This window comes from Streptomyces sp. NPDC003011 (assembly GCF_053591515.1).
Genome location: NZ_JBSFTY010000057.1, coordinates 36975 through 56686, shown reverse-complemented (window position 1 = coordinate 56686; position 19712 = coordinate 36975). Strand labels below are relative to the sequence as shown.

At 69.4% G+C, this 19712-nt stretch carries 18 protein-coding genes; 5 read left to right on the top strand and 13 right to left on the bottom strand.

Annotated elements, in window-relative coordinates; translation table 11 throughout:
* Positions 1–1090: 1090 nt before the first annotated feature.
* From ACWD0J_RS27270 to ACWD0J_RS27225, 10 genes are all read right to left on the bottom strand, one after another.
* Positions 1091–3526, bottom strand: a complete 2436-nt coding sequence (locus ACWD0J_RS27270) for a hypothetical protein (protein WP_451498488.1) — start codon at positions 3524–3526, stop codon at positions 1091–1093.
* Positions 3527–3739: 213 nt separating this feature from the next.
* The gene (locus ACWD0J_RS27265) at positions 3740–4060 is read right to left on the bottom strand and encodes a hypothetical protein (protein ID WP_451498487.1); all 321 of its coding nucleotides are present in this window, start codon (positions 4058–4060) and stop codon (positions 3740–3742) included.
* Positions 4061–4086: 26 nt separating this feature from the next.
* Complete coding sequence (locus ACWD0J_RS27260; RefSeq protein ID WP_451498486.1) at positions 4087–6444, bottom strand: DUF2637 domain-containing protein; 2358 nt, start codon at positions 6442–6444, stop codon at positions 4087–4089.
* Between the two features lie 17 nt (positions 6445–6461).
* The gene (locus ACWD0J_RS27255) at positions 6462–7091 is read right to left on the bottom strand and encodes a Pycsar system effector family protein (RefSeq protein WP_451498485.1); all 630 of its coding nucleotides are present in this window, start codon (positions 7089–7091) and stop codon (positions 6462–6464) included.
* 70 nt (positions 7092–7161) lie between these two features.
* Positions 7162–7761, bottom strand: a complete 600-nt coding sequence (locus tag ACWD0J_RS27250; protein ID WP_451498484.1) for a hypothetical protein — start codon at positions 7759–7761, stop codon at positions 7162–7164.
* A gap of 113 nt (positions 7762–7874) precedes the next feature.
* The gene (locus tag ACWD0J_RS27245; protein WP_451498483.1) at positions 7875–8132 is read right to left on the bottom strand and encodes a hypothetical protein; all 258 of its coding nucleotides are present in this window, start codon (positions 8130–8132) and stop codon (positions 7875–7877) included.
* Positions 8133–8231: 99 nt separating this feature from the next.
* On the bottom strand, positions 8232–8567 hold the full coding sequence (locus ACWD0J_RS27240; protein WP_451498482.1) for a hypothetical protein: 336 nt from the start codon (positions 8565–8567) through the stop codon (positions 8232–8234).
* Positions 8567–8701: a hypothetical protein gene (locus tag ACWD0J_RS27235; protein WP_451498481.1), complete on the bottom strand. Its 135-nt coding sequence runs from the start codon at positions 8699–8701 to the stop codon at positions 8567–8569. The genes ACWD0J_RS27240 and ACWD0J_RS27235 overlap by 1 nt, the downstream gene beginning before the upstream one ends.
* A 56-nt stretch (positions 8702–8757) precedes the next feature.
* Positions 8758–9180, bottom strand: coding sequence for a hypothetical protein (locus tag ACWD0J_RS27230; protein ID WP_451498480.1), 423 nt, complete (start codon positions 9178–9180; stop codon positions 8758–8760).
* Entirely contained in the window at positions 9177–9863 is a 687-nt protein-coding gene (locus ACWD0J_RS27225) for a hypothetical protein (RefSeq protein ID WP_451498479.1), read from the bottom strand. The genes ACWD0J_RS27230 and ACWD0J_RS27225 overlap by 4 nt, the downstream gene beginning before the upstream one ends.
* 276 nt (positions 9864–10139) lie before the next feature.
* Here ACWD0J_RS27225 and ACWD0J_RS27220 point away from each other — a divergent pair, with 276 nt between their 5' ends.
* The 5 genes from ACWD0J_RS27220 (at position 10140) to ACWD0J_RS27200 (ending at position 15370) form a co-directional block, all read left to right on the top strand.
* Positions 10140–10946 carry a GntR family transcriptional regulator gene (locus ACWD0J_RS27220; protein WP_451498478.1) on the top strand — a complete coding sequence of 269 codons (807 nt, stop codon included), beginning with the start codon at positions 10140–10142 and terminating at the stop codon, positions 10944–10946.
* A 234-nt stretch (positions 10947–11180) separates the two neighbouring features.
* Positions 11181–12416, top strand: a complete 1236-nt coding sequence (locus tag ACWD0J_RS27215) for an XRE family transcriptional regulator (protein ID WP_451498477.1) — start codon at positions 11181–11183, stop codon at positions 12414–12416.
* A gap of 279 nt (positions 12417–12695) precedes the next feature.
* Positions 12696–13868 carry a helix-turn-helix domain-containing protein gene (locus tag ACWD0J_RS27210; RefSeq protein WP_451498476.1) on the top strand — a complete coding sequence of 391 codons (1173 nt, stop codon included), beginning with the start codon at positions 12696–12698 and terminating at the stop codon, positions 13866–13868.
* 51 nt (positions 13869–13919) lie between these two features.
* On the top strand, positions 13920–14471 hold the full coding sequence (locus ACWD0J_RS27205) for an isochorismatase family cysteine hydrolase (protein ID WP_451498475.1): 552 nt from the start codon (positions 13920–13922) through the stop codon (positions 14469–14471).
* Positions 14468–15370 carry an FAD/NAD(P)-binding protein gene (locus tag ACWD0J_RS27200; protein WP_451498474.1) on the top strand — a complete coding sequence of 301 codons (903 nt, stop codon included), beginning with the start codon at positions 14468–14470 and terminating at the stop codon, positions 15368–15370. Before ACWD0J_RS27205 ends, ACWD0J_RS27200 begins: the two co-directional genes overlap by 4 nt.
* 210 nt (positions 15371–15580) lie before the next feature.
* Here the strand turns inward: ACWD0J_RS27200 and ACWD0J_RS27195 are convergent, their stop codons facing one another.
* From ACWD0J_RS27195 to ACWD0J_RS27185, 3 genes are all read right to left on the bottom strand, one after another.
* Entirely contained in the window at positions 15581–16489 is a 909-nt protein-coding gene (locus ACWD0J_RS27195; protein ID WP_451498473.1) for a squalene/phytoene synthase family protein, read from the bottom strand.
* A 31-nt stretch (positions 16490–16520) separates the two neighbouring features.
* Positions 16521–16766: a hypothetical protein gene (locus ACWD0J_RS27190; protein ID WP_451498472.1), complete on the bottom strand. Its 246-nt coding sequence runs from the start codon at positions 16764–16766 to the stop codon at positions 16521–16523.
* Between the two features lie 115 nt (positions 16767–16881).
* Positions 16882–19644 carry a serine/threonine-protein kinase gene (locus ACWD0J_RS27185; protein ID WP_451498471.1) on the bottom strand — a complete coding sequence of 921 codons (2763 nt, stop codon included), beginning with the start codon at positions 19642–19644 and terminating at the stop codon, positions 16882–16884.
* Positions 19645–19712 lie beyond the last annotated feature (68 nt).

Genomic DNA, 19712 nt, shown 5'->3' with positions numbered 1-19712 from the left:
GATGGCCACCCAGTCGATGATCGGCCGGTCGATGAGTCGTCCCTTGGAGTCCTTCCACTGCTCGACCCACGGCCGCAGCCACCGCTTGGCGGTGTTGCCGCCGGCCATGTCGACCATCCAGATGACGCAGTCGACGCACCGCACCAGCAGGGAGATCAGCACGTGCAGGGCTACCGACTTGCCGGAGCCCTTCTTGCCGCAGATGAACACCGAGTTCTGGCGCAGCAGGATCTCGAACGGCTCGCCGCTCTCCAGCATGCCCAGCGTCAGGGGCTCATTGATGGTGATGGGGTCGTGGCCCGCCTCAAGGGTGACCAGCTCCGCGAGCACATTGCGGGTGGACACCTCCAGGAATGCCTCGGATGCCATCTCGCCGCGCTTGAGGGTCAGCGAGCCCTCCCGCAGGTCGCCCTTGCGCATCTCCAGCCGGGGCAGCAGCGGCAGCAGCCCGTTGTAGTCGACTTCGGTCAGCCGCAGGATCAGCCGATAGCCGTAGCTCGTCTTCTCCTTCTTCACGACCTGCACGCCCCGGCCGCCGACCGCCGCGAACAGCTCCTCCCAGTCGTGTAGCGGCTTGTTGAGCTCTGCCTCCTCGGCCGCCCACTTCGCGGCGATCTCCGGGGCGCGCATCCACCGGTCGAGGCCGTACAGGGGGGTTGCGACGACCGTCGCGGCGGCGAGAGCGGACGCGGAGGCGAGCGTCCACGGAGTGCCGTGGGACACCCAGTTGAGCCAGGCCGCCGTGCCGGCGCTCCACGCCCCGGTGAACAGCGTGTGATACCAGCGGGCGGCCGTGCTGCGCAGGTTGCCGTCGGGCAGGTTACGGGTGCGGACGAACCGGCTGACGGCTGCGGAGACCACGCCGCCGACCGAGCCGAGCATCAGCATGTCCAGAGGCATGTCATGCCCCAGGTCCTCGATGACTCCCGCGCCCAGACCGCCGAGGTAGATGAACCCGGAGGTGTACAGGGGCGTGGCGACCACGCCGTGCCTCCAGGGAACCGCCAGTTCGTCACGTTCGTCCTTGGCGTCCTTGCGTGCCATGGGGGTCAAAACTCCTTCAGCTTGAGGGCGGGAAATCGGGGCGGGGCTACACGCGGTTGCGGGAGGAGTCCCACTTCGCGGCACGGGGGTCGGGATTCTCGATGTTGTCGATCTGCTCGGCGTGGATGGTGCGGTACATCCGGTGCAGCTGCTGCACTGCGACGCCGATGAACTGGTACTGCATGGCGGCATCGCGGTAGGCGGCCGGGACGATTTCGTGGACTTTGAACTCCGTCTCGGTCACGTCGGCCACCTGCCTCAGCAGGCCCTCGAGCGCGGAGGTGACGAGCGGCAGGTTCTCGATAACCGCCTCGTAGCCGAACATGTCGTTCGACGGGTTCATCCGGATCATGCGGCCGGCGTCGACCGTCGCGGCCGTCGCCGCCAGCAGCGGCATCGCGTACGCCATGGGGTTGTGCCAGGCCCCTGGCGTCCAGCCGAAGATGTGGCCCCAGTGCGCGCTGATGTCCCACTTCTCGCCCTGCCAGGTGGGCTGTTCGAAGTTCTCGATCTGCTCGCTGTGCACCGAGCGGTACAGGTCGTGGTGCACTGCGTGCACGAAGTTGCCCATGTCCATGCAGGCCCGGGCGATGGTGCGCAGCTGGTCCGGGATGATCGGGTCGACCTTGAAGGCTTCCTCCGTGGTCGTGGCGGTCTCGTTCAGCACGTACATCAGCGCAAGGTTGACGGGCGGCAGGTTCTCGATGACCGCCTCGTAGCCGCGCATGGAGTCCGCCGGCGCGCTGGCGAACGCCACACCGGCGTCCTGGATGGCCTGAGCCGCGTACACCAGCGGCATCGCATGCAGCATGGGATTGGTGGCGTAGGGGACAACAGTGCCCACGGTGGTTCCTTTCGCTCCTGCCGGAGAGGCAACGGGGTTGTGCGTACCGCCGGGGATGCCTCCGCCGCCGGGCGTCCCGGCCGCCACGACGGCGACACGCCTCGGGGTGGCGGGCGAGACGCCAGGGATCGCGGTGGCGTTGCGGTACATCCATCGGTTCAGCCAGCCCCAGCTCCGCGACGCCGCGACGACCCGGGCCAGCGGGGTGGTGCACCAGAACAGGACGCGGGCCATGGGCCGCAGCCAGTTCGGGCCTGCCGTGGACAGCCGGACACTGCCCAGGACCACGTGCAGGCCGGTGATCATGCTGGTGGCGCGGCGGATGAACCGGGCCGCCAGAGGCTGCCCGATCCGGTTCGCCGCCCGCCAGGCCGTACGGAACGGCGAGCCGACGCGACGCATGCCCCGCCACAGCCGGGGGTTGGTGTGACGGCGGATGAAGGTGCTGATCCTCCGGCCGCCCCGGGCCGGAAGCGGGTGCTTCCACGGGCTGGGCCCGCCGCCCGCCTTCTTTCCCTTGCCCTTCTTCTTGGCCTTCGGCGACGCGGGCGCCTTCCCGCCCTTCTTGCCCTTGGGGCCCTTGGCCTTGGGTGAGCCGGGAGCGCCCTTGCCGACCTTCGGCGCCTTCTTCTTCGGGGTGGCAGGGCCCTTCTTCGGTGTCGTAGGGGTCTTCGGCGTCTTCCGCTTCGGCGAGGTCGGGCTGCCGCCGCCGGCTCCGCTTCCGCTCTTCTTCCGGCGCAGGATCCGGCCGAGGATGCTCGGCGAGGAGGCGCCGCCGGATGCTCCCGGCTTGCGGTGCTTGCCGCCCTTCGGCGCGAGCCCCCCCGCGCCCTTCCCCTTGCCGGACGACTTCGGGCCGCCCGGCAGGCCGCCGCCCTTGGCCCCGCCGAACAGGCCGCCCCGCATTCCGGAGGTGCTTGGCCCCTTCGTGCCGGCCAACGTGTTCCGCGGCGTCTTTCCGCCCAGGCCGGCCGGGGACATCTTCTTCCCCCCGCCCTTTCCGGCGGGGTTCCGAGATCCGCCGCCGCCCAGGGCGCCAGAGCCGCCCCCGCGCCCGCGCCCGGTGGAGCCGAGCCCGGCGCCGGAACGGTTCAGCGCTCCCGGTCGGCGGCTGCCGCCCGAGCCGAGCCCGCCCGAGCCGAGCCCGCCGGAGCCGCGGCCCTTGCCGGTTCCGCCGGAGCCCCGGCCACTGCCGGAGCGGCCCGCGCCGGCACCGCTGCCGGACCGGCGCGACCCTCCGGCCCCGGTGCCGCCGCCCGACCGGCCTCCGCGTCCTGGTCCGGCGCCGCCGTTGGACCGGCCGGCGCCTCCGTTCCTCCGGCTGCGGGCGCGTGAGGCGGCCCGGCGGCCCTTCAGGACGAGCGCGGTGGTCGCGGCGGCAGCGGCGGCGAGCACCGCGAAGATCACTATCTGCAGGCCGAACGTGTGGATCAGCCAGCACAGGCTGATCATGCCGACCAGCACGCCTCCGGGGATCAGGATCCCGGCGAGGCTGTCGTCGCTCGCGGTGGAGCGGCGGCGGGTGGTGCGCTGTGTTCCGCCCCCACCCGCAGCCGGGGCCTGCGGCTGCGCAGACGCCTGCGGCACGGCGGTGGCCGTGGCGCCGGGGGGCTGCATGTCGTAGCTGGGGGTGGTCACGGGGTGCTTCCTCCACTCGGGCGGGTCAGATCCGGTCGTTACTGTTCGTGTTCGCCGTGATGTCAAGCTGGGTTGTCAACGTCAACGTCAAGCGCGGATGTCAACGTCAATTGGCCTGATGAAAGGGCCCTTTTCCTGGGGCTGAGCCGGGATTCGGGGGTGTCTTCGTCAAGTCCGCTGCTTGACGTTGACGTTGACAACCCCGGCTTTACATCACGTTGTGTAGTTGTCGCGCGGATGGTCGGACGGGTTGGTCGCGGTCTGGGAGGCGCTCTCGGACGTGAGGTTGGAGTCGCCGCCGGGGTTCTCGTCGGCGCCGGGTCCCGCGTTGGTGAGTTCGACGAGGCTCTTGAGGTCGAGGCGGATCGTCAGCGGAAGCTCCACCGCCTTCTGGGTCGACGTCCTGAGCCCGCCGTTCGGGAAGGCGGTCCGCAGGTGGGCGTAGACCAGCTGCGTCGCACAATCCAGTGCGGTCACGGCATCGTTCGCCGTGGTCGCCGTCCACTCGTACTCGGTGCCGTTGATCGCGGTCATGTAGCTCTCCTTGGTCCAGATGTCGGTCAGTTGTCGGTGCCCGTGGCAGCGGTGGTCTCGGTCTCGCCGGTGGTCTCGATCACGTGGCGGCGCCCGCTGTTGAAGTACTCGCGTGCGAGCTTGAGGCGCAGGGCTGCAGTGGAGTGGGGACGGCCGGTGAGTTCCACCGCCTCGCCCGGGTTGTTCTTGGACCCGAGCTTCACGGAGTCAGCGCTGCCCCGCTCCCACATGAGGTCCAGCAGCGCCTGGATCTCGGCTTGCGCGTCGCCCAGGCTCGTGACCTTGGGAGTCTCGGTCTCATCGGTCTCACCAGACCCGACCTTGTCCTGGCTGTTGCTGGTCTCGTTGGACTCGCCAGACCTGGTCTCGGTGGTCTTGTTAGACCTGGTCTCGGTGGTCTCGTTGGTCCCGTTGGACTTGGTCTCGGTGGTCTCGGTGGTCTGATCGGTCTCGCTGGACTTGGTCTCGTTGGACTCGGTCCCAGTGGTCTCGCCGGACTTGTGTGCTCGCCTGGACCCACGCCGCCTGGACCTGGTCTGGGTCTCGCCGCCGGAACTGGACCTTGATGGTGCGCCAGCCGTGGTGTCGGACTTGGACTGCTCGGCAAGCGTCTGAGAGACCGGGATGCCATACCGGGCCAGGATCAGTGGACGCAGTTCCTCTGCGGTTGCCTCCCGCCGCCACTTGCCGAACTTGCCGGGGTGGCGCTGCTTGAGTTCCTGGATGTAGACCCGCCGCTCCTGCTCCTGCTTCAGCGCCTCGTCCAACTTGCGGATCTGCCAGATCCGCATCCGCCGCACGAGGAAGGCCGTGGAGGGGAAGGCCAGCAACCAGCGGTCCATGCCGACCGCCTCGATGTGCTGCCCGCTGCTGATCTTGGCGATGTGGGCCACGGCGTGCCGGCCGCCTTCAGTCGCGAGGACGAAGAGCATCGGCATGACGGTGTGCATGCCGACGGCCACCGGGTCGCCCCAGGAGGCGCTGGCGTTGAACCAGACGGTCGCGACCGTCAGGCCCCAGGCCGCCTGGCGCAGCAGGGGGAACGGCATGCGCCGCCAGGTGAGGAGCAAGTCGAAGGCGAACAGCACGACGATGCCGGCGTCGACTCCGATGGGCAGCCACTTGGAGAAGCCGCCGAATCCCTTCTGCTCGGCGAGTTCGCGTACGGCGGTGTAGGAGCCGGTGAAGCCGATGCCGCCGATGGCGGCCGCGCCGAAGAGGATGATGCCGATGAGGGCGGCGTGGACCCAGGTGACCTGGTTCTCTCCGGACTTGCGGCGCTCGAGGCGCTCCTTGCGGCGAGCGTCCTTGTCCTCGCGCTTGAGCTGCTTCTCCTTCAGTTTGAGGACGGTGGGGCTGAGGGCGTCGGCCATCTTCTGGTCGGCCTGCCGCATGAGCGCGTCGGCTCGCGTCTTGGTCTCCTCGGCTTCCAGCCTGACCTGCGTTGCCGCGTTCAGTTCCTGCTGGGCCTGCTCCTGGAGTCCCCGGGACGTTGCCGCAGCCTGGTCGAGGTACCCCTGGGCGAGCTCGGTGGCCCGGCTACGAGCCTCCTTCCCGGCGCGACGCTCGGATTCCGCTTCTGTGGTGGCGAGCTGACGTACACGTTCCGCTTCCTGATGGGCGCGGCTGCGGATCTCCTCAGCGGCGGCTTCTGCACGGGTGCGGATCGCCTCCGCCTGCCCGGTGGCCTCGGAGTGGATCCGCTCGGCCTCGCCGCGACTGCGCACAACCTCCTGGTGGGCCCGCTCGGCGTCACCGGCGGCCGCGGTGCGCACCCGCTCGGAGTCAGCCGCGGCGTCGGCACGAAGCTGCTCGGCATCGCTGCGGGCCCGGGCGAGTACCTGCTCGGCCTCGGCGCCGAACTCCTCCGCCCGGCGCCGCGCGGTCGCCACCAGCCGTTCGGCCTCCCGGCTAGCCGCGTCCCGGAGGTTGTCAGCCTCACGCCGGGCGGCAGCAAGGAGTTCGTCCGCCTCCCGACGTGCCTCGGCCAGATGGGCTTCGGCGGTCTCGCGGGCTGTCTTCTGGGCGCTCTCTGCCGCGTCGGCCGCTTCGGCGCGCAGACTCTCCGCCTGTGCACGGGCCCCGTCCAGCAGTTCGTCTGCCTGGGTACGCGCGCCAGTGAGGACCTCCTGAGCGGAGGATTCCGCGTCGGCGCGCAGGGCGTTGGCGTTCTGCTGGGCCTCGTCGAGCAGTTCCTGGACGGTCTTCTCTGTCTCCTGCTCGGCCTGGGCCAGGTGTGCCTTCGCCTGCTCCTCGGCGTCGGAGATGATGCGGCTCGCCTTCTGCTGTGCCTCCTTGACCAACTCGTCGGGTGCCGTGGCAGCCGTCTTCTGCCCGGCAGCACCCCGGCTGCGGGTGTTGGAGCGGCTGTTGCGTGCGGCCATGGTGAGTGGGGGTCCTTTCAGACGGTGAGCGCGAGAGCGGCGGTGACGACGAACAGCAGTCCGGCGCCCTTGAGCAGGAGCCCGGCGAGGGCCAGTCGTCGGAACTTGGCCTCGGTGATGCCGGACAGGACGATCAGTTCGCCGTGCCGGTCGGCGTCCGGGCCGAGGGCGAGGCTCAGTTCGTCGCGGCTGCAGCGGGCGTAGTGCAGGAAGTTCGCGTTGCTGCTGCCGGTGAGGCGGGGCAGAACGACGTCGAGCAGGAGCCAGGTAGCGATGCCGACCAGCAGGGCGGCCAGCCCGGCAAGGGCGGAGACGGGCCAGGGCTGACGCAGTACCGTGCCAGCCTGCTCGGCGAGCGGTCCGGCGACGATCGCGACACTGGCGAGGAGGATCGACGCCTTGGTGTCGGTACGGGCTATCTCGCCGCGCACCACGGTCAGTTCCTGTTCGACCCGGTCGTCGCCGGACCGCTCGAGGACCTCACGCGTCGCGCCGATCTCACCGGCGACGGCGAGCACCGCGAAGGGCAGGGCCACTCCGGGACCGGAGCTGTCCTCGGGGGTCCAGCCGCCCAGAGCACCAAGCGCTGAGCTGCGAGCTTCGACCGCCTGCTGGCGGCCGGCCGTCTGGTCCAGGTGGGTGGTCACCGTCCGTTGGTCCTTTCGTCTGCGGTGGCTGGTATCGGGGCCGCCCAGCACGGGCCGGGCGGCTGGCGGGTCAGGTGGAGATGGGACCGGTCGGGGTCTTGTGCAGGACCGGCCCCGCGGAGGCCGTCGACCGCGGCGGCCGCTGTCGCTCGGTTGCGGAGACGAGCAGGGCACGCTGCACGGCGAAGACGGCTTCGGCGGCTGCCTCACCGATCCACGGCCGGGCGGCCATCCACAGCTCGTTCAGCAGAGCCGCCTTCGACAGCACGGTGCTGCGCGTGTCGCCCACGACGTCTTCGCCGTTGCTCAGGCGCGTGAGCTTGGTGAGGACCGGCTCGATGGCGTACTCGTACTCGCCGGTGGCCACCACCGGGCTGAACGTGCCGTCTTCGGCGAAGGCGAGCAGGAGGTACAGGCGCGCCCGCCTGGCGTGGACGCCGGAGCGGATGTGGCCGTCCTTGTCCTCGCGACCGGCCGCCCGGTGCGGCCAGCCCTGGGGGTGCAGGCCCGACATGATCTGCTCGTGCTTGGCGAGTTCGCGCAGGTACTGCACGCGGCCGAGGCCGTCTTCCTCCGACAGTGCGAGCAGCGAGCTGTCGACGGCCCGGAGCTCCTTGTAGTAGTTGCGGCGGGCCAGGTGCCGGTTCCACAGCTTGTCGATGAGCTTCACGTACGGACCTCCTTCCTGGTGTGGGTGCCGCCCGGTCCTTCCGGGCGGTGCGGTGCGTGGCGCTGTTCCTCGGGAGCCACAGGCTCAGGGCGCGGGGAGTGCTAGGACGACCGTCAGGAGTCGCGGTGGCCGAGACGGTGGACGCGCTGTCCGTGTCCGTCGGCGTTCACCACGCGCTTGCCGTACTCGGCGACCTCGGCGCCCCGGGTCTCGTTCCCCTTGCGGGTGAGCGCCGCCCGGAGCGTTCCGGTGCCGGACGTGAACGAGGCTGCCGCCTCCCTGTCGCCATTGGCGATGGCCTGGTCGATGCCGCGGGTCATGGCGCGGTGACCGGTGACTTCGACGACCGCGTCGCGGATCCTGCGGATCATTGGGGTCCCTTCGTGGGTTCGGCCGGACTGGCTGAGGTTGTGCCGCCCGGTGCTTCCGGGCGGTGCGGTGCGTGGCGCTGTTCCTCGGGAGCCGCAGGCTCAGGGCACGGCGGTGGGGGCTGTGCTGGCGGCGTGGGTGCGACGGAGCTGGGAGACCATCGACACGACCAGGCCGAGGAGCAGTCCGACGGTGACGAACACGCCGGCCGCCCAAGCGAGATGCGCGAAGGCGCTCAGCCATCCATTGATCAGCACGTCGATCAGTGAGGCGATCGCGATGAGGAGTGCCGTGACGAGGACGAACATGACCGCCGCGACGCTGATGGGCTCCACCGCCCGGCTCGCCGCCGGGCTCCCCGCGCCCTTGGCGGGCGCCGGGAGCGGAGGAGTGAGGGGCGGGGGCGGGGTGGTGGCCGTAGCCGCAGCGCTCGGCATCAGCGCTCACCGCCCGACGTACCGGCCGGCCCGGCGCTCCGCGCGGAGACGAGGTGGTCACTGCCGGTCCACGCCATCCGGTCGAAGACCGTCTCACGCGGCACCGAACTGACCCGAGTGGTGGTGGTGTTCATCGTCAGTGCCTCCTTCCTGGGGGTGGGTGCCGCCCCGGGCGGGGCGGCACCTCGGGTCAGTGGTTCTCGTCGTCGTTGAGGTGGAACGTGGTGCGGAAGTCGGTCTGCGGGACCAGGCCGGTGGCCGCGTACGCGGTGGCGGACAGTGCCTCCCGTACACGCGGACCGAGCTCCTCGGTGACGTGCAGCAGGCCGTCCTGAACGAAGTCGCGGCCCGCAGTGCTCAGCGGGGCGTTGTCGCCCCGGAGCCGCACCACCGGGCTGGTGTGCAGGATGTCGAGGGCGGAGAGGATCTCGCCGAGCAGGCCCGCGTCGTGGGAGTCGGTGCCGCCCACCGACGCGATGTGCGCGGCGAGTTCGCGGCCGGTGGCCGCCGGGTTCTCCTTGAGCGCTTCGTGGAGCCGCGCGACGGCGGCGTAGGCGTCCGCCACGGCCTCGCCGACCGTGCTCGTCGTCTTCGTGGTCGTGTTCGCGGTCACTGCTCCCCCTCGACAGCGCGCAGTGCAGCGGCCGACTCCGTGTCGGAGCCCCGCACCTTCCCGGTCAGGTCGGCGACCTGTCCGGCCGAGACCTGGAAACTCCGCAGCGGACGCCGCATCGGCCCGTCCTGAGCACCGAGGGGCTCCAGCGTGATCTTCATGACGGGCGTGGAGTCCGAACCCGCCCGCAGTCCGGCCACGTACCAGCTGGCCAGGGCGTCACCGAGCGCGTCGCGTACCTCGTCGGCGTCCAGCACGACCGCCGGAGCGCCGGTGCCGGTCACGAGCGACAGCCGGCCCGTGCCGCTGACGGTCGGAGCCTGCGGGGCGCTGTCGGCCGTGGCTTCGTGCTCGCTGCGCGAGCCGGACCGCATCTCGCGGACCTCGATCGTCTCGATGACCGCGGGCATGTCCTTCAGCGGGCGCCGAACCGTCCCGCGCAGCCGCACCGGCTGACCCTCGAAGAGGAAATCGGAGACGGCCCCGTAGTGCTCGGCACCGATCAGGCACGTCGCCGACTCGCCGTTCATACCGGTGAGCAGGACGCTCGCACGAGGCTCGTGGCCCGGGCCGGTCACGGACAACGTGGTCACGGAACCGGTCGCGGTCACCTCGGTGCCGTGGGCGACGACGTCCAGGCTCTTGCTGTTCGGGCCGTAGTCGTCGAGGAAGTCCACGCGCATCCGCCCGGGACGGTGAAGAACCGCCGTAGACGCTGCCAGCGTGGAATCGTTGTAAGTGGGTGTGCGCCGTGCCAGAGGCGCACCGATAGCATCGGTCACAAGGACCACGACCCTTCGGCTTTGACGAGACGGAAAGGGTTTGGTTCGCAGGCCCCGAGTCGTTGGTGCACCCACACCGCCGGCTCGGGGCCGTTCCGCTTGATGTCGAGATGCTATACCAACCAGAGCGCCGTGGTCTAGGATACGACCCCGGAAGATGGAAGAGAGGGATAAGGCATGGCAGACGCCGCCGCCTACAGACGCGTTGCGGAAAGCGTGCGCGCCAAGATCGAGGCAGGCGACTACGCAGACAACTCGGAGAGGCGTCTGCCCAGCGTGGAGAGCATCGCGAAGGACCACGGCGTGTCGAAGCAGACAGCCCACAACGCCATCCAGGCGCTCGCGACCTCGGGACTCCTCCACGTTGTGCGTCGGCAGGGCGCTTTCGTTCGGGAGCGTCCGCGCGACCGTGCCGTAGTCCGTGATCGCACCGTGTACCGAGATGAGATCGGCTACTTCTTCGACAAGAACGCCCAGAACTGGCGCGCCGTGAGCCAGCCGAGGCACCGAATCGACCCGGCGCCCGACCACGTCGCCGACCTGCTCGGCGTCGCTCGCGGTGAGAACGTGCTGATCCGCGACCGCGACATGGGACCAGCTGACTCCGACCAGGCGCTGCAGGTGGCGATCAGCTACATCTCGCTTCAGGTCGTCGCCGAGATTCCCGTAGTCGGCGGGTCGGAGACGGGTCCCGGCGGCATCTACGACCGAATCGAAGAGCACTACGGCGCCCCGCTGGAGTGGCACGAAACCGTGTCGGCTCGTCTGGCGAACATGGACGAACAAGATCGGCTGGCCATCGCGCCGACAGCGGCTGTGCTGGTCGTTACTCGCGAGGCGCGGGTGACCCGTCAAGACGGGAGCTACCTGGTTGCCGAGGTGAACGAGACGAGCATGCCCGCCGATCTGTTCGCCGTGTCCTACACGGTCCAGCGCGACGACTCCGCGGCCTGGCCCCGTGACGAAGGCGCGTCGGCGACCTGATCCGCTGGTGTCGCTCAGTCGCCAACTGGGGCTTGCTGGCTGGAGCATGGAGTAGAAGCCTCCCTTCCGGGGGTGGTGATCGACACCGTGTGCCTGCGCGCTGAGGCGCGGGAAGGGGGACAGAGGCGGGCAGCGGAAGTGACCACCCCTTGTCCCCCCGCCACGCCCAGGTGCGGCGTGCCAGACTCGACAGCAAGGGGACGCGGCGACAGCTGCGGCGAAGGAGGGCACGGGATGTACGAAGACCGACCGGCCTGGGCTCAGCGCATGGAGGCCGAGCGGAAGGCCCGCGGTTGGTCGCCGCTGGAGGCAGCGCGCGCGATGATTGCCTACTCGGACGACCCCATGCCCGACGCCAAGACCGTGGCCCGCCAGTGGCGCCGGTGGGAGGCCGGCGAAGTCGAGCCCCGTGACCGCAAGACGTTGATCGCCCAGGTCTTCGGGACCACGACGCACGCCTTCTTCCCTGTGGCGTCGAAGCGTGACGGCCGTGCGGAAATCCAGGCCGTGTCCGGGATGGACACCGTGGACATAGTGGCCAGGCTGCGTGCCTCCGACTTGGACCAAGCCACCATGGACGCGCTCGCCATCACCGTGGACCGCCTGTGCTCGGAGTACGCCTACTTGCCCAGCGGGCAGCTTCTGGCGGAAGGCCGGGCGTGGCTGACCCGGGTGGTCGGCATGCAGTCGCAGCGCCTGACCCTCCACCAGCACCGGGAGGTACTTGTTCTGGCCGGCATGCTCACCCTGCTCGTTGGCTGCGTGGAGTACGACTCCGGAGGGCGCCAAGGACGCCTGGCCGCCGAGGGGACACGGCAAGCCGCGCTTGCCCTGGGCTCCGAGGCCGGACACGCGCCAATCGTCGGCTGGGCGCACGAGATGCAGGCCTGGTTCGCCCTGACTCGGGGCGACATCCGCGGGGTCATCGCGGCCTCGGACGAGGGCATCGCGGCAGCACCGAACGACAGCGTCGCCGTTCAACTCTGGGCCCAGAAGGCCAAGGCGTGGGCCCGCCTTGGCGACCGCCGCCAAGTCGAGGTCGCCCTCGACTCCGGCCGACGTCTCCTGGAGGGTATGTCGTACCCCGCCAACCCCGACAACCACTTCACGGTCGACCCGGCCAAGTGGGACTTCTACGCCATGGACTGCTACCGGCAGCTCGGCGAAGACGCCCTCGCCGAGACCCTCGCCCGCGAGGTTCTGCGGGTTGGGGTCGACTACGACGGCTCCGACCGCTCCCCCATGCGTAACGCCGAGGCCCGTGTCACGCTCGGTGTCGTCGCCGCCCGCCAGGGCGCAGTCGATGAGGCTGTCTCCTACGGGATGCGGGCCCTGGGGGGTGAACGGAAGTCCCTGCCGTCGCTGGCCATGGTTGCTGATGACCTCGGCGGAGCCCTCGCCCGCGATCACAAGGACCAGCCCGAGGCCCGCGAGTTCCTCGACCACCTCCGGGTGCTGCGCAGCGCCTGACGCGCCGATCGATTCCGTGAACGGGCCGCCCCTCGGGCGGCCCGTTTCGTGTGCCGACGTGCGGGGAGTCGATGCCACTGACGCCGCGTCAACGCCACAACGACTGTTGGAAGCTGAGGTCATTCCATTCCCTGGGCAGATGAGGGGGACTTATGGAGTGCTTAATTCAGCTTCTGGATCAAGGCGGTTGAGCGAGAGGCCCTGCCGTGTGCCTGGTGTATGACTGGTGTACGACTGGCCCCGTAAGCTGCTGTTGGCGCCAGCAGAGGGGGTGATCAAATGACGGTTGTTGTGAAGTGGACTGGCCGTGAAGCAGCTGCCCTGGGTAAGGCGCTCTCTCTTTCCATCCGGGGGTACGCCGAGTACTTGGACGTGAATCCAACGACCGTGCAGAAGTGGCGCAACCGAGGGCGGGATCTCGACGTCATGCCAGAGACCGCACAACTGTTGGACGAGGCGTTGCGGCGGTGTGCCCCCGAGGACGTAGCCAAGTTCGAGGCTGTGCTGGCGGAGGATGAGCGCACGACAGCCCCACTCGCGCCCTCAGCGTCAGGCCCCGTTCCTCTCGGGCCAGCGCGAGTAACCAGCCACAAGTTCGTCCCGGTCTACCTGGGCGCAGCCGTCGAGCCCCTGTTCGCCGAAGCCGAGCCATGTCCCCTCGGGCCCGGTGGCCTAGAGCACCGGGCACTTCCTGCCCGGCATCCCGACGCTGCGCCGGAGTCGCGGCTGCACCTATACGCGTGCGGCGTCGCGATCTTCCATCTCGTGCAGCCTCGGACCATCGAACGCCTCGGTGAGCTGGCTACCTGGCGATACCAGTCATACGTCACGGACATGGACTGGGTGACAGACCAGCTGCGGCAGCTCCTGGCGAAGAATGGCTCGTCCACGGAGGCCGCCGCGACGTACGTGCTGTCGGCCTACCACCTCAGGGACTCCCCCTGGGAAGGTCCCCACTTGGAGACGGCTCTTCAGGTCCTGACTACGCCTTCCGTGGTGGTAGACCGCGAACATCCCGCCGGTCCGCAGCGTCTCGGCGACCAGGCCGAACTTGCCCTGTTTGCCGAGGGCTACGCCCACCCCGACGCGGCCGACTTTGGCATCAGGGCAGTGTCGATGGGGCTGGCTGGCTGGTCTGGCGTGACCTATCACCCGCTCGCAGCCGAACGGGCGTTGCCAATGAATGCAATCGTCGATCTCGAGCTTGACGTCCAGACGCTGTGGGCCTTGAGCACGTACGTCCTTGACGAGGTGGAGGCCGCCCGGGATCCAGTCATGCCGGACGAGGCGTATGGCTGGCGGTGGCTGCGGGGCGCTTACTCGCGGTTGACTGCGGCACGGCCCCAAGAGACAGCCCAGCACCAACTGATGCGTGAAGCGGTCCTCGCAACAAGCCAGTTGCCGGACCGGCTGCGTGCGGCACAGGAAGCCCTACGCGAGTCGAGTATGTGACCGAACCCGTTTCGTCTGGAGGACTTGGTGATCCCTCGTACGGCAGCGCTCGTGGTTGTCGACGTACAACACGGCTTCGTCAACGACCACAGTGAGCACGTGGTGCCACAGGTGGTGCGGCTGGTCGATACGTGGGGTGCCGCAGGATTGCCGGTGGTCTTCGCCCGGTTCCACAACGTGCCCGGGTCACCGTACGAGCGGATCTCGAACTGGACGCGACTGCGCACGGCTGAGGAACAAGCACTGGTTGAAGCGTTGGAGCCGTACGTCGCCTCGGCGGCCTTCGTTGTCGACAAGACCGTCTCGAGCGCGCTGACCGAGGACCTGGCGCGTGTTGTAGAGGAGCGCGGTTGGACGGACCTGGTGCTGTGCGGCATCGACACCGACAGCTGCGTATACGACACCGCCGTAGCCGCGTATCACACCGGCCTCACCCCGTGGATTGTCACGGATGCGTGCGCTTCCACCGGCGGCACTGAGATGCATGACGCGGCTCTGCTGATGGCCCGGCGCAACATCGGTGCTCGCCAACTCCTCACCGTCGACCAGGTCGCGGACCAGTTTTTCGGCCACCCCGCTGCTGGAGAGGGAGCTTGCGCGTGACGTCCTGGGATGCAGATCTGCTCGTCGTCGGCGCCGGGCCGGCCGGGGTCGCCGCCGCGGTGATGGCGTCCAGTCTGCGGATGCAGACCGTGGTCGTCGAGGCCGAGCAGGTGGGGGCGAAGCTGCAGGCGATCGGTGCGATGGAGAACGTGCCGGGCGGCTGGTCGACCGGGCCGGCGCTCGCCGAGGCACTCGCAGCCGACTTGGCACGGCACCAGGAGCTGGGGCGCGTCAATGTGTTGTCCGGCCGCGCCGTACGGGTGGCCGGAGACGACGACGGTGCCGAGGTCGCCCTCGAGGACGGCCGCGTCCTGACCGCGTCTGCCGTTGTGGTGGCCACGGGGGTGACCACGCTCGCGCCTGCGGACGTCCCGTGGATCGATGCGCCTGACATCAGGTGGCTGCCGCCACTGTGGCGGGCAACCGCCGACGAGCTTAATGGTCGCCGAGTTGTGGTGCTGGGCGCGGACCGCCCGCTGGGCACCTGGCTGAACGCGCACACACAGGCCGACGTGCACTTCGACGTGCTGTTCCCCGGGGCCGACCTGTACAAGACGGACGAGGTGGCCGACGACCAGCGGCTGCGTCTCGACCTCGTCGACCGCGTCACCGTCGCTCGCGTATCTGAGGGCTTCCGAATCGCTGCCTGGCACCCAGCCGGCGGGGCACATACCTTCATTGTCGACACAGTGCTCACCAACCTGGGCTCCAAGCCGGCCGCAATTTCCGGGCTCGTCGTGGGTGCGGACGGATATTGCCCTCCGGACGAGCAGCACCCTCGAGTCTTCGTGGCGGGTGACCTAAAAGGCGCCAGAATGCAGCGCATCGCAGTAGCTATGGGAGATGGCTCCCGGGCAGCTCTGGCACCGTATTACCAGGCCCAGGCCGTGCCCGGCTGACAGGAACGCTCTGCTGTGGGATCGCAATTCCCGTGTCATTTTCTCCGCCGCAGTCTCACGCCGATGCCATGTCGCAGGTCAGCGGCTCGCATCGAACAGGAGGGCTGAGGAAATGACACGGAACCTGAGACGGATGGCGGATGACACGGCGTGAGACAACGAGCAAGGCCGCAGGTCACAGCGTCGGCACATGACACGCGGCCTGAGAACCTACAGCCGCCTGCGAACCCTTCGACGCGCGCCCAGCAGCACTCGCAGTGATCCCACCACCGGCGGTGATACGGACCCACGCAGCAGCCGTGCGCCATGCGCGAGCGCTGCGTCCGCGGTCAACAGCTCGATCTCGACGACCGCCTCCAACAGCACCCCGTTGGGGTTCGCGGTCAGGGCGGGCAGTTCCTTGGCCGCCAGCAGTGAGGCGCGGGCCGCCTCGATCTGGTTCTCCACCAACTCCCGTACGGCCGGCGATTCGCGCCCCTCCGCGAGGTCTTTCTCCGTCACCGAGAAGCGTTCCAGCGTCTCCGTTGGGATGCCCAGCCGCCCTTCCGTCAGGTCTTCGGCGAGGTCGTTGACGAAGTCCAGTCGCTGGCTGCCGTCGATGAACATGCGGCATGCTGCCCGGAAGGCACCGTCGTCGTGCTCCGGGCCCAACAGGGACGCGACGAGCATGAAGGCGGGCAGCGAGTAGGCGTCCAGGTAGGCCTGGTAGTCGGCCTCGGTGGCGAAGCCGGCGAATTCCAACTCGGCGGTGGCGGTGGACAGGTACTCCTCCACCACCTCCCGGAGTCGCGGGTATGTCGCGGTGGTGTTCAGCAGCGTACGGATCAGCGGATCGTCGCTCGCGCCGCTGTCCAGCGCCTTGCGGATCTCCTGTTCCCACGACGTCCACGCCGTGGCCCGCTGTGGCTTCGGGCCGGTGTCCAGCAGGTTGTCTCCGTGATGCATCACTGCTGTCGCCGCCACGACATGGGGCAGTACCGCCTTGGGCAGCAGCAGACGGGCCGCGAGGTACGAGGCGCGTCTAAATCGCGCGACGGACTCCCGTTGGGCGCCGTAGTCCTGCCGGAGGTCCGTCTCCCGTATCCCTGCAGCGTCCAAGCTCTGATTCCACGCACTCATGCGCCGATCGTAGGCAGGACGGGCCTGTCGGTCAGCCTGCCCAGCCGATGTCACGGACCTCGATCGCGCCGGCGTGCGGCTTGTAGTGGATCCAGCAGCGGTGTCCGAACGCCTCCCGGATCTCCTCGACGGAGCCTGGGTCTCGCACGTCGGGCCAGGCCCGCGGGTCCATGCGTGCGGCCTCCACGAGCGCCATCACCTCTTGCCGGGCGCGGTCGTCCGGCAGTTGGGCCATGACCTCGACCGCGAGTTCTTCCACCACTACGCCGTACCGCATTCCGCATGCCCCCGTGTGATCGACTCGGCAGCAGCGTACGAGGGAGTTGCCGCCCGCGTTTCGGCCTGTGGATAACTCGGGGCCTGCGGGAGCCGCCCACTGTGCCCACTGTCGCTCAGGTGCGCTGAGCAGCGTGAATGGCGCTGCGGATGGCGGTGTCGGCATGGCGGTCGTCTATCACTTCGTAGTAGTAGCGGGCGCCGTGCGGTTGGGCACGGAGTGCGGAAGCGACGGTTGCGGCGGCGTGCCCGGTCAAGGTGATCAGCCAGTCCCGGATGCTGTTGCGCGGGTCCCACCGGTCCCAGCGGCCGTCCCAGTCGCACATCCCCTGGACCGCGGCGTCGAGCATGGGCCATTCCTCCTCGTGTGCGGCGAGGCGAGCGACCTTGAGGAGCCACCAGATGGCTCGGGTGGCCTCTTCCTGGGTGGCCCAGTCCCCCCGGTCGCCGACCGCGTGTCCGGTCAGTGCCTTGACGACGGCGGTCGTCTGCTGAGGATTGGCGAGCAGTGCCGTCTCTGCCGCGCGGACATCGAGTTTGGTGACAGCGGCCAGGTAGAGCTCGTAGGAGTCGGGCTGGTCGGCGGCGAGGGTGAGGAGCTGGGCGGCTGCGGTGGTGTCGTCGCGCTCGTTAGCGTCCTCAAGGAGGCGCGCAGCGCGGATGATGGGGAGTTCGTCCTGGGAGCCCGTCTCGCGTTCCACGAGGGCGAGGAAGGCGTCGATGGTCTGGGGGCGTTGGGTGGGGTCGAGCTGGGTGGCCTGGCGTACGACGCCGTACCACGGCCCGGGCGGGGGCAGCAGGGCCACGTTCGCCTGGGGCCAGGTGCCGGTGAAGATCCAGCCGATGAGCTGTCCGAGGCTGTAGATGTCGCTGGCGGGGGTGATGTCGTGGCCGTCGACGGACAGTTCGGGTGCGGCGAAGCCTTCGGTGCCGATGCCGGCGCGGGTCAGGAGGCCGGCGGTGCTGGTCTCGCCGCGCGCGCGGCGCGCGATGCCCCAGTCCGCCACTACCCAGCGGCCGTCGAGGAGCAGGACGTTGGAGGGCTTGATGTCCCGGTGGATCCAGTCGTTGCGGTGTGCGTCGGCCAGGCCGGCCGCCACGGAGCCCACGAGGGTGTGCAGCTGCGTGGGGTTCTGCAGTTCGGTGCGTTTGTCCTCCACGGTGGCTTCGGCGAGCGGCATGACGAACCAGTCGTGGGCGGGGCTGAAGTCGAGGAGCGGCATGACGTGCGGGTTGCCTCCGAACCGCAGGGCGGCTTCCACCTCGCGCCGCATACGCCGTGCGTCCCTGTCGCCTTGGCCCCTGCGCCGTTTGAAGGCGACGACCGTACCGGAGGACTTGTGTTCGGCGCGGAAGACCTGGGCCTGCCCGCCGTCGTTGTTGAGCGGCAGTCGGTCGAGGCGGTAGTCGCGGCGCTCGCCCCGAGCCGTTTGTCGGACTGGGTCGTAGTCGGTTCCGGGGGCGGCGGCGGTGGCGGTGTCTGGTTCGGTGGGGGCGCGGTGTCCGGTGAGGCGTATCAGGGTCGCGCGGGTCCGTGTGGGGTCGTTGTCGGGCAGCGAACCGAGCAGGTAGAGCGGCCCGGCGCCGGGGTGCTGGGCAAGCCCGAAGACCTCACCGAGCTGGACCTCTGCCAGTGGCTCGCTGTCCCGGCTTGTGAGGTCGGTGCGATGTACGGCGACGCGGTTTCCGCTGCCGTCGGACGACACGCTCAGCACGCTGTCCGCGCCGGCGAGCAGCACGTGGGCGGGGAAGTGCACGGGGGTGGGGATCCATTCCTCGCGCTGCCCGGCATCGGTGGTGCGGGCCAGGTCGATCACGGCGCTGTTTCCAGAGGCGGCAAGGAAGAACCGGCGTCGGTCCAGCCACACGGCCGAGCGCACTGCTGCCTCGAAGGTGATCGGGTAGCGCATCTGCTCGCCTGCCCGTTCGCCAGCGCGCGTCAGTGCGAGAGACCCCTCGCCGGCTCCGAAGGTGACCCCGGATCCGGAGATCACCCAGGGTTCCCCGTCCGGCCCGGGCAGGAGGACCGCACCGTCTTCGAAGCCGCCCGCGACGGCGTCGAGCTGGCCGTGGCGCCAGCGCACGAGGGCGGAGCCGCACAGCACCCGTACGGCGCCGTCCTCGCCGACGAGCGGTGCGCCGTGGCAGCCGGGCAGCGGGAGGTGCCAGTGGGCCTGCCCGCGGGCGAGGTCGACCTTCAGCAGGCCATCGGGGCAGGTGACCAGCAGCGTGCTGTCGCTCAGCCAGGCCAATCCGGTGGGTCTGGTCTGCTGCGGCTGCCCGACGAGCAGGATCTCGGCCGTCACGCCCGCCCAGGGTCGGGTCTCCACGGCCAGCGGCGAGGTCAGCCGTGCGGGCGGGGTCATGTGCCAGGCCTGCGCCGCACGTTCGTCTCCGGCCATCAACTCGGCCAGCGGCGCATGGGTCAGATGCCGGCTGTAGAGGTCGTGGACCAGCTGGGCGAGCGGGAGAAGTCCAGTGGCGGCCGCTTCCAGATGCGTGCGGTCCACCAGGACGCAGAGCCCGGACGCGGCGGCGATCATCTGCTCGTCCGGGGCGCTGTGCTCCTGGTGCCAGTGGACGTGGACCCAGCGCAAGCGCATCTTGCCGAGGTCGTCCGCGACGTGTTCATGGACCCCCCGGAGATACGCTCCCCAGTCCTTCCGTGGCAGGCCGGGGTTGGTGACGGTGAGGAGGTAGTGCCCGCCGTCGAACACGAAGGAGAGCGCCTCGCCGAGCGCGAGGTACGGGATGGTCTGCGTGTGCGGGACGGACTGGTACAGCAGCGCCTGCACGATTTCTCGCACGGTCTCCGCTGAGACTCGGTCCTGCCGTGTGAGCTGGCCGTATTCGGCCAGCAGTTCCCCTACACCGTCCATGGATCGCTCCCGCCTTCGTGGCCGACGCCACCTCCCGGCGGCGGACGTCGGCAAGGTTCCGCCGCTGA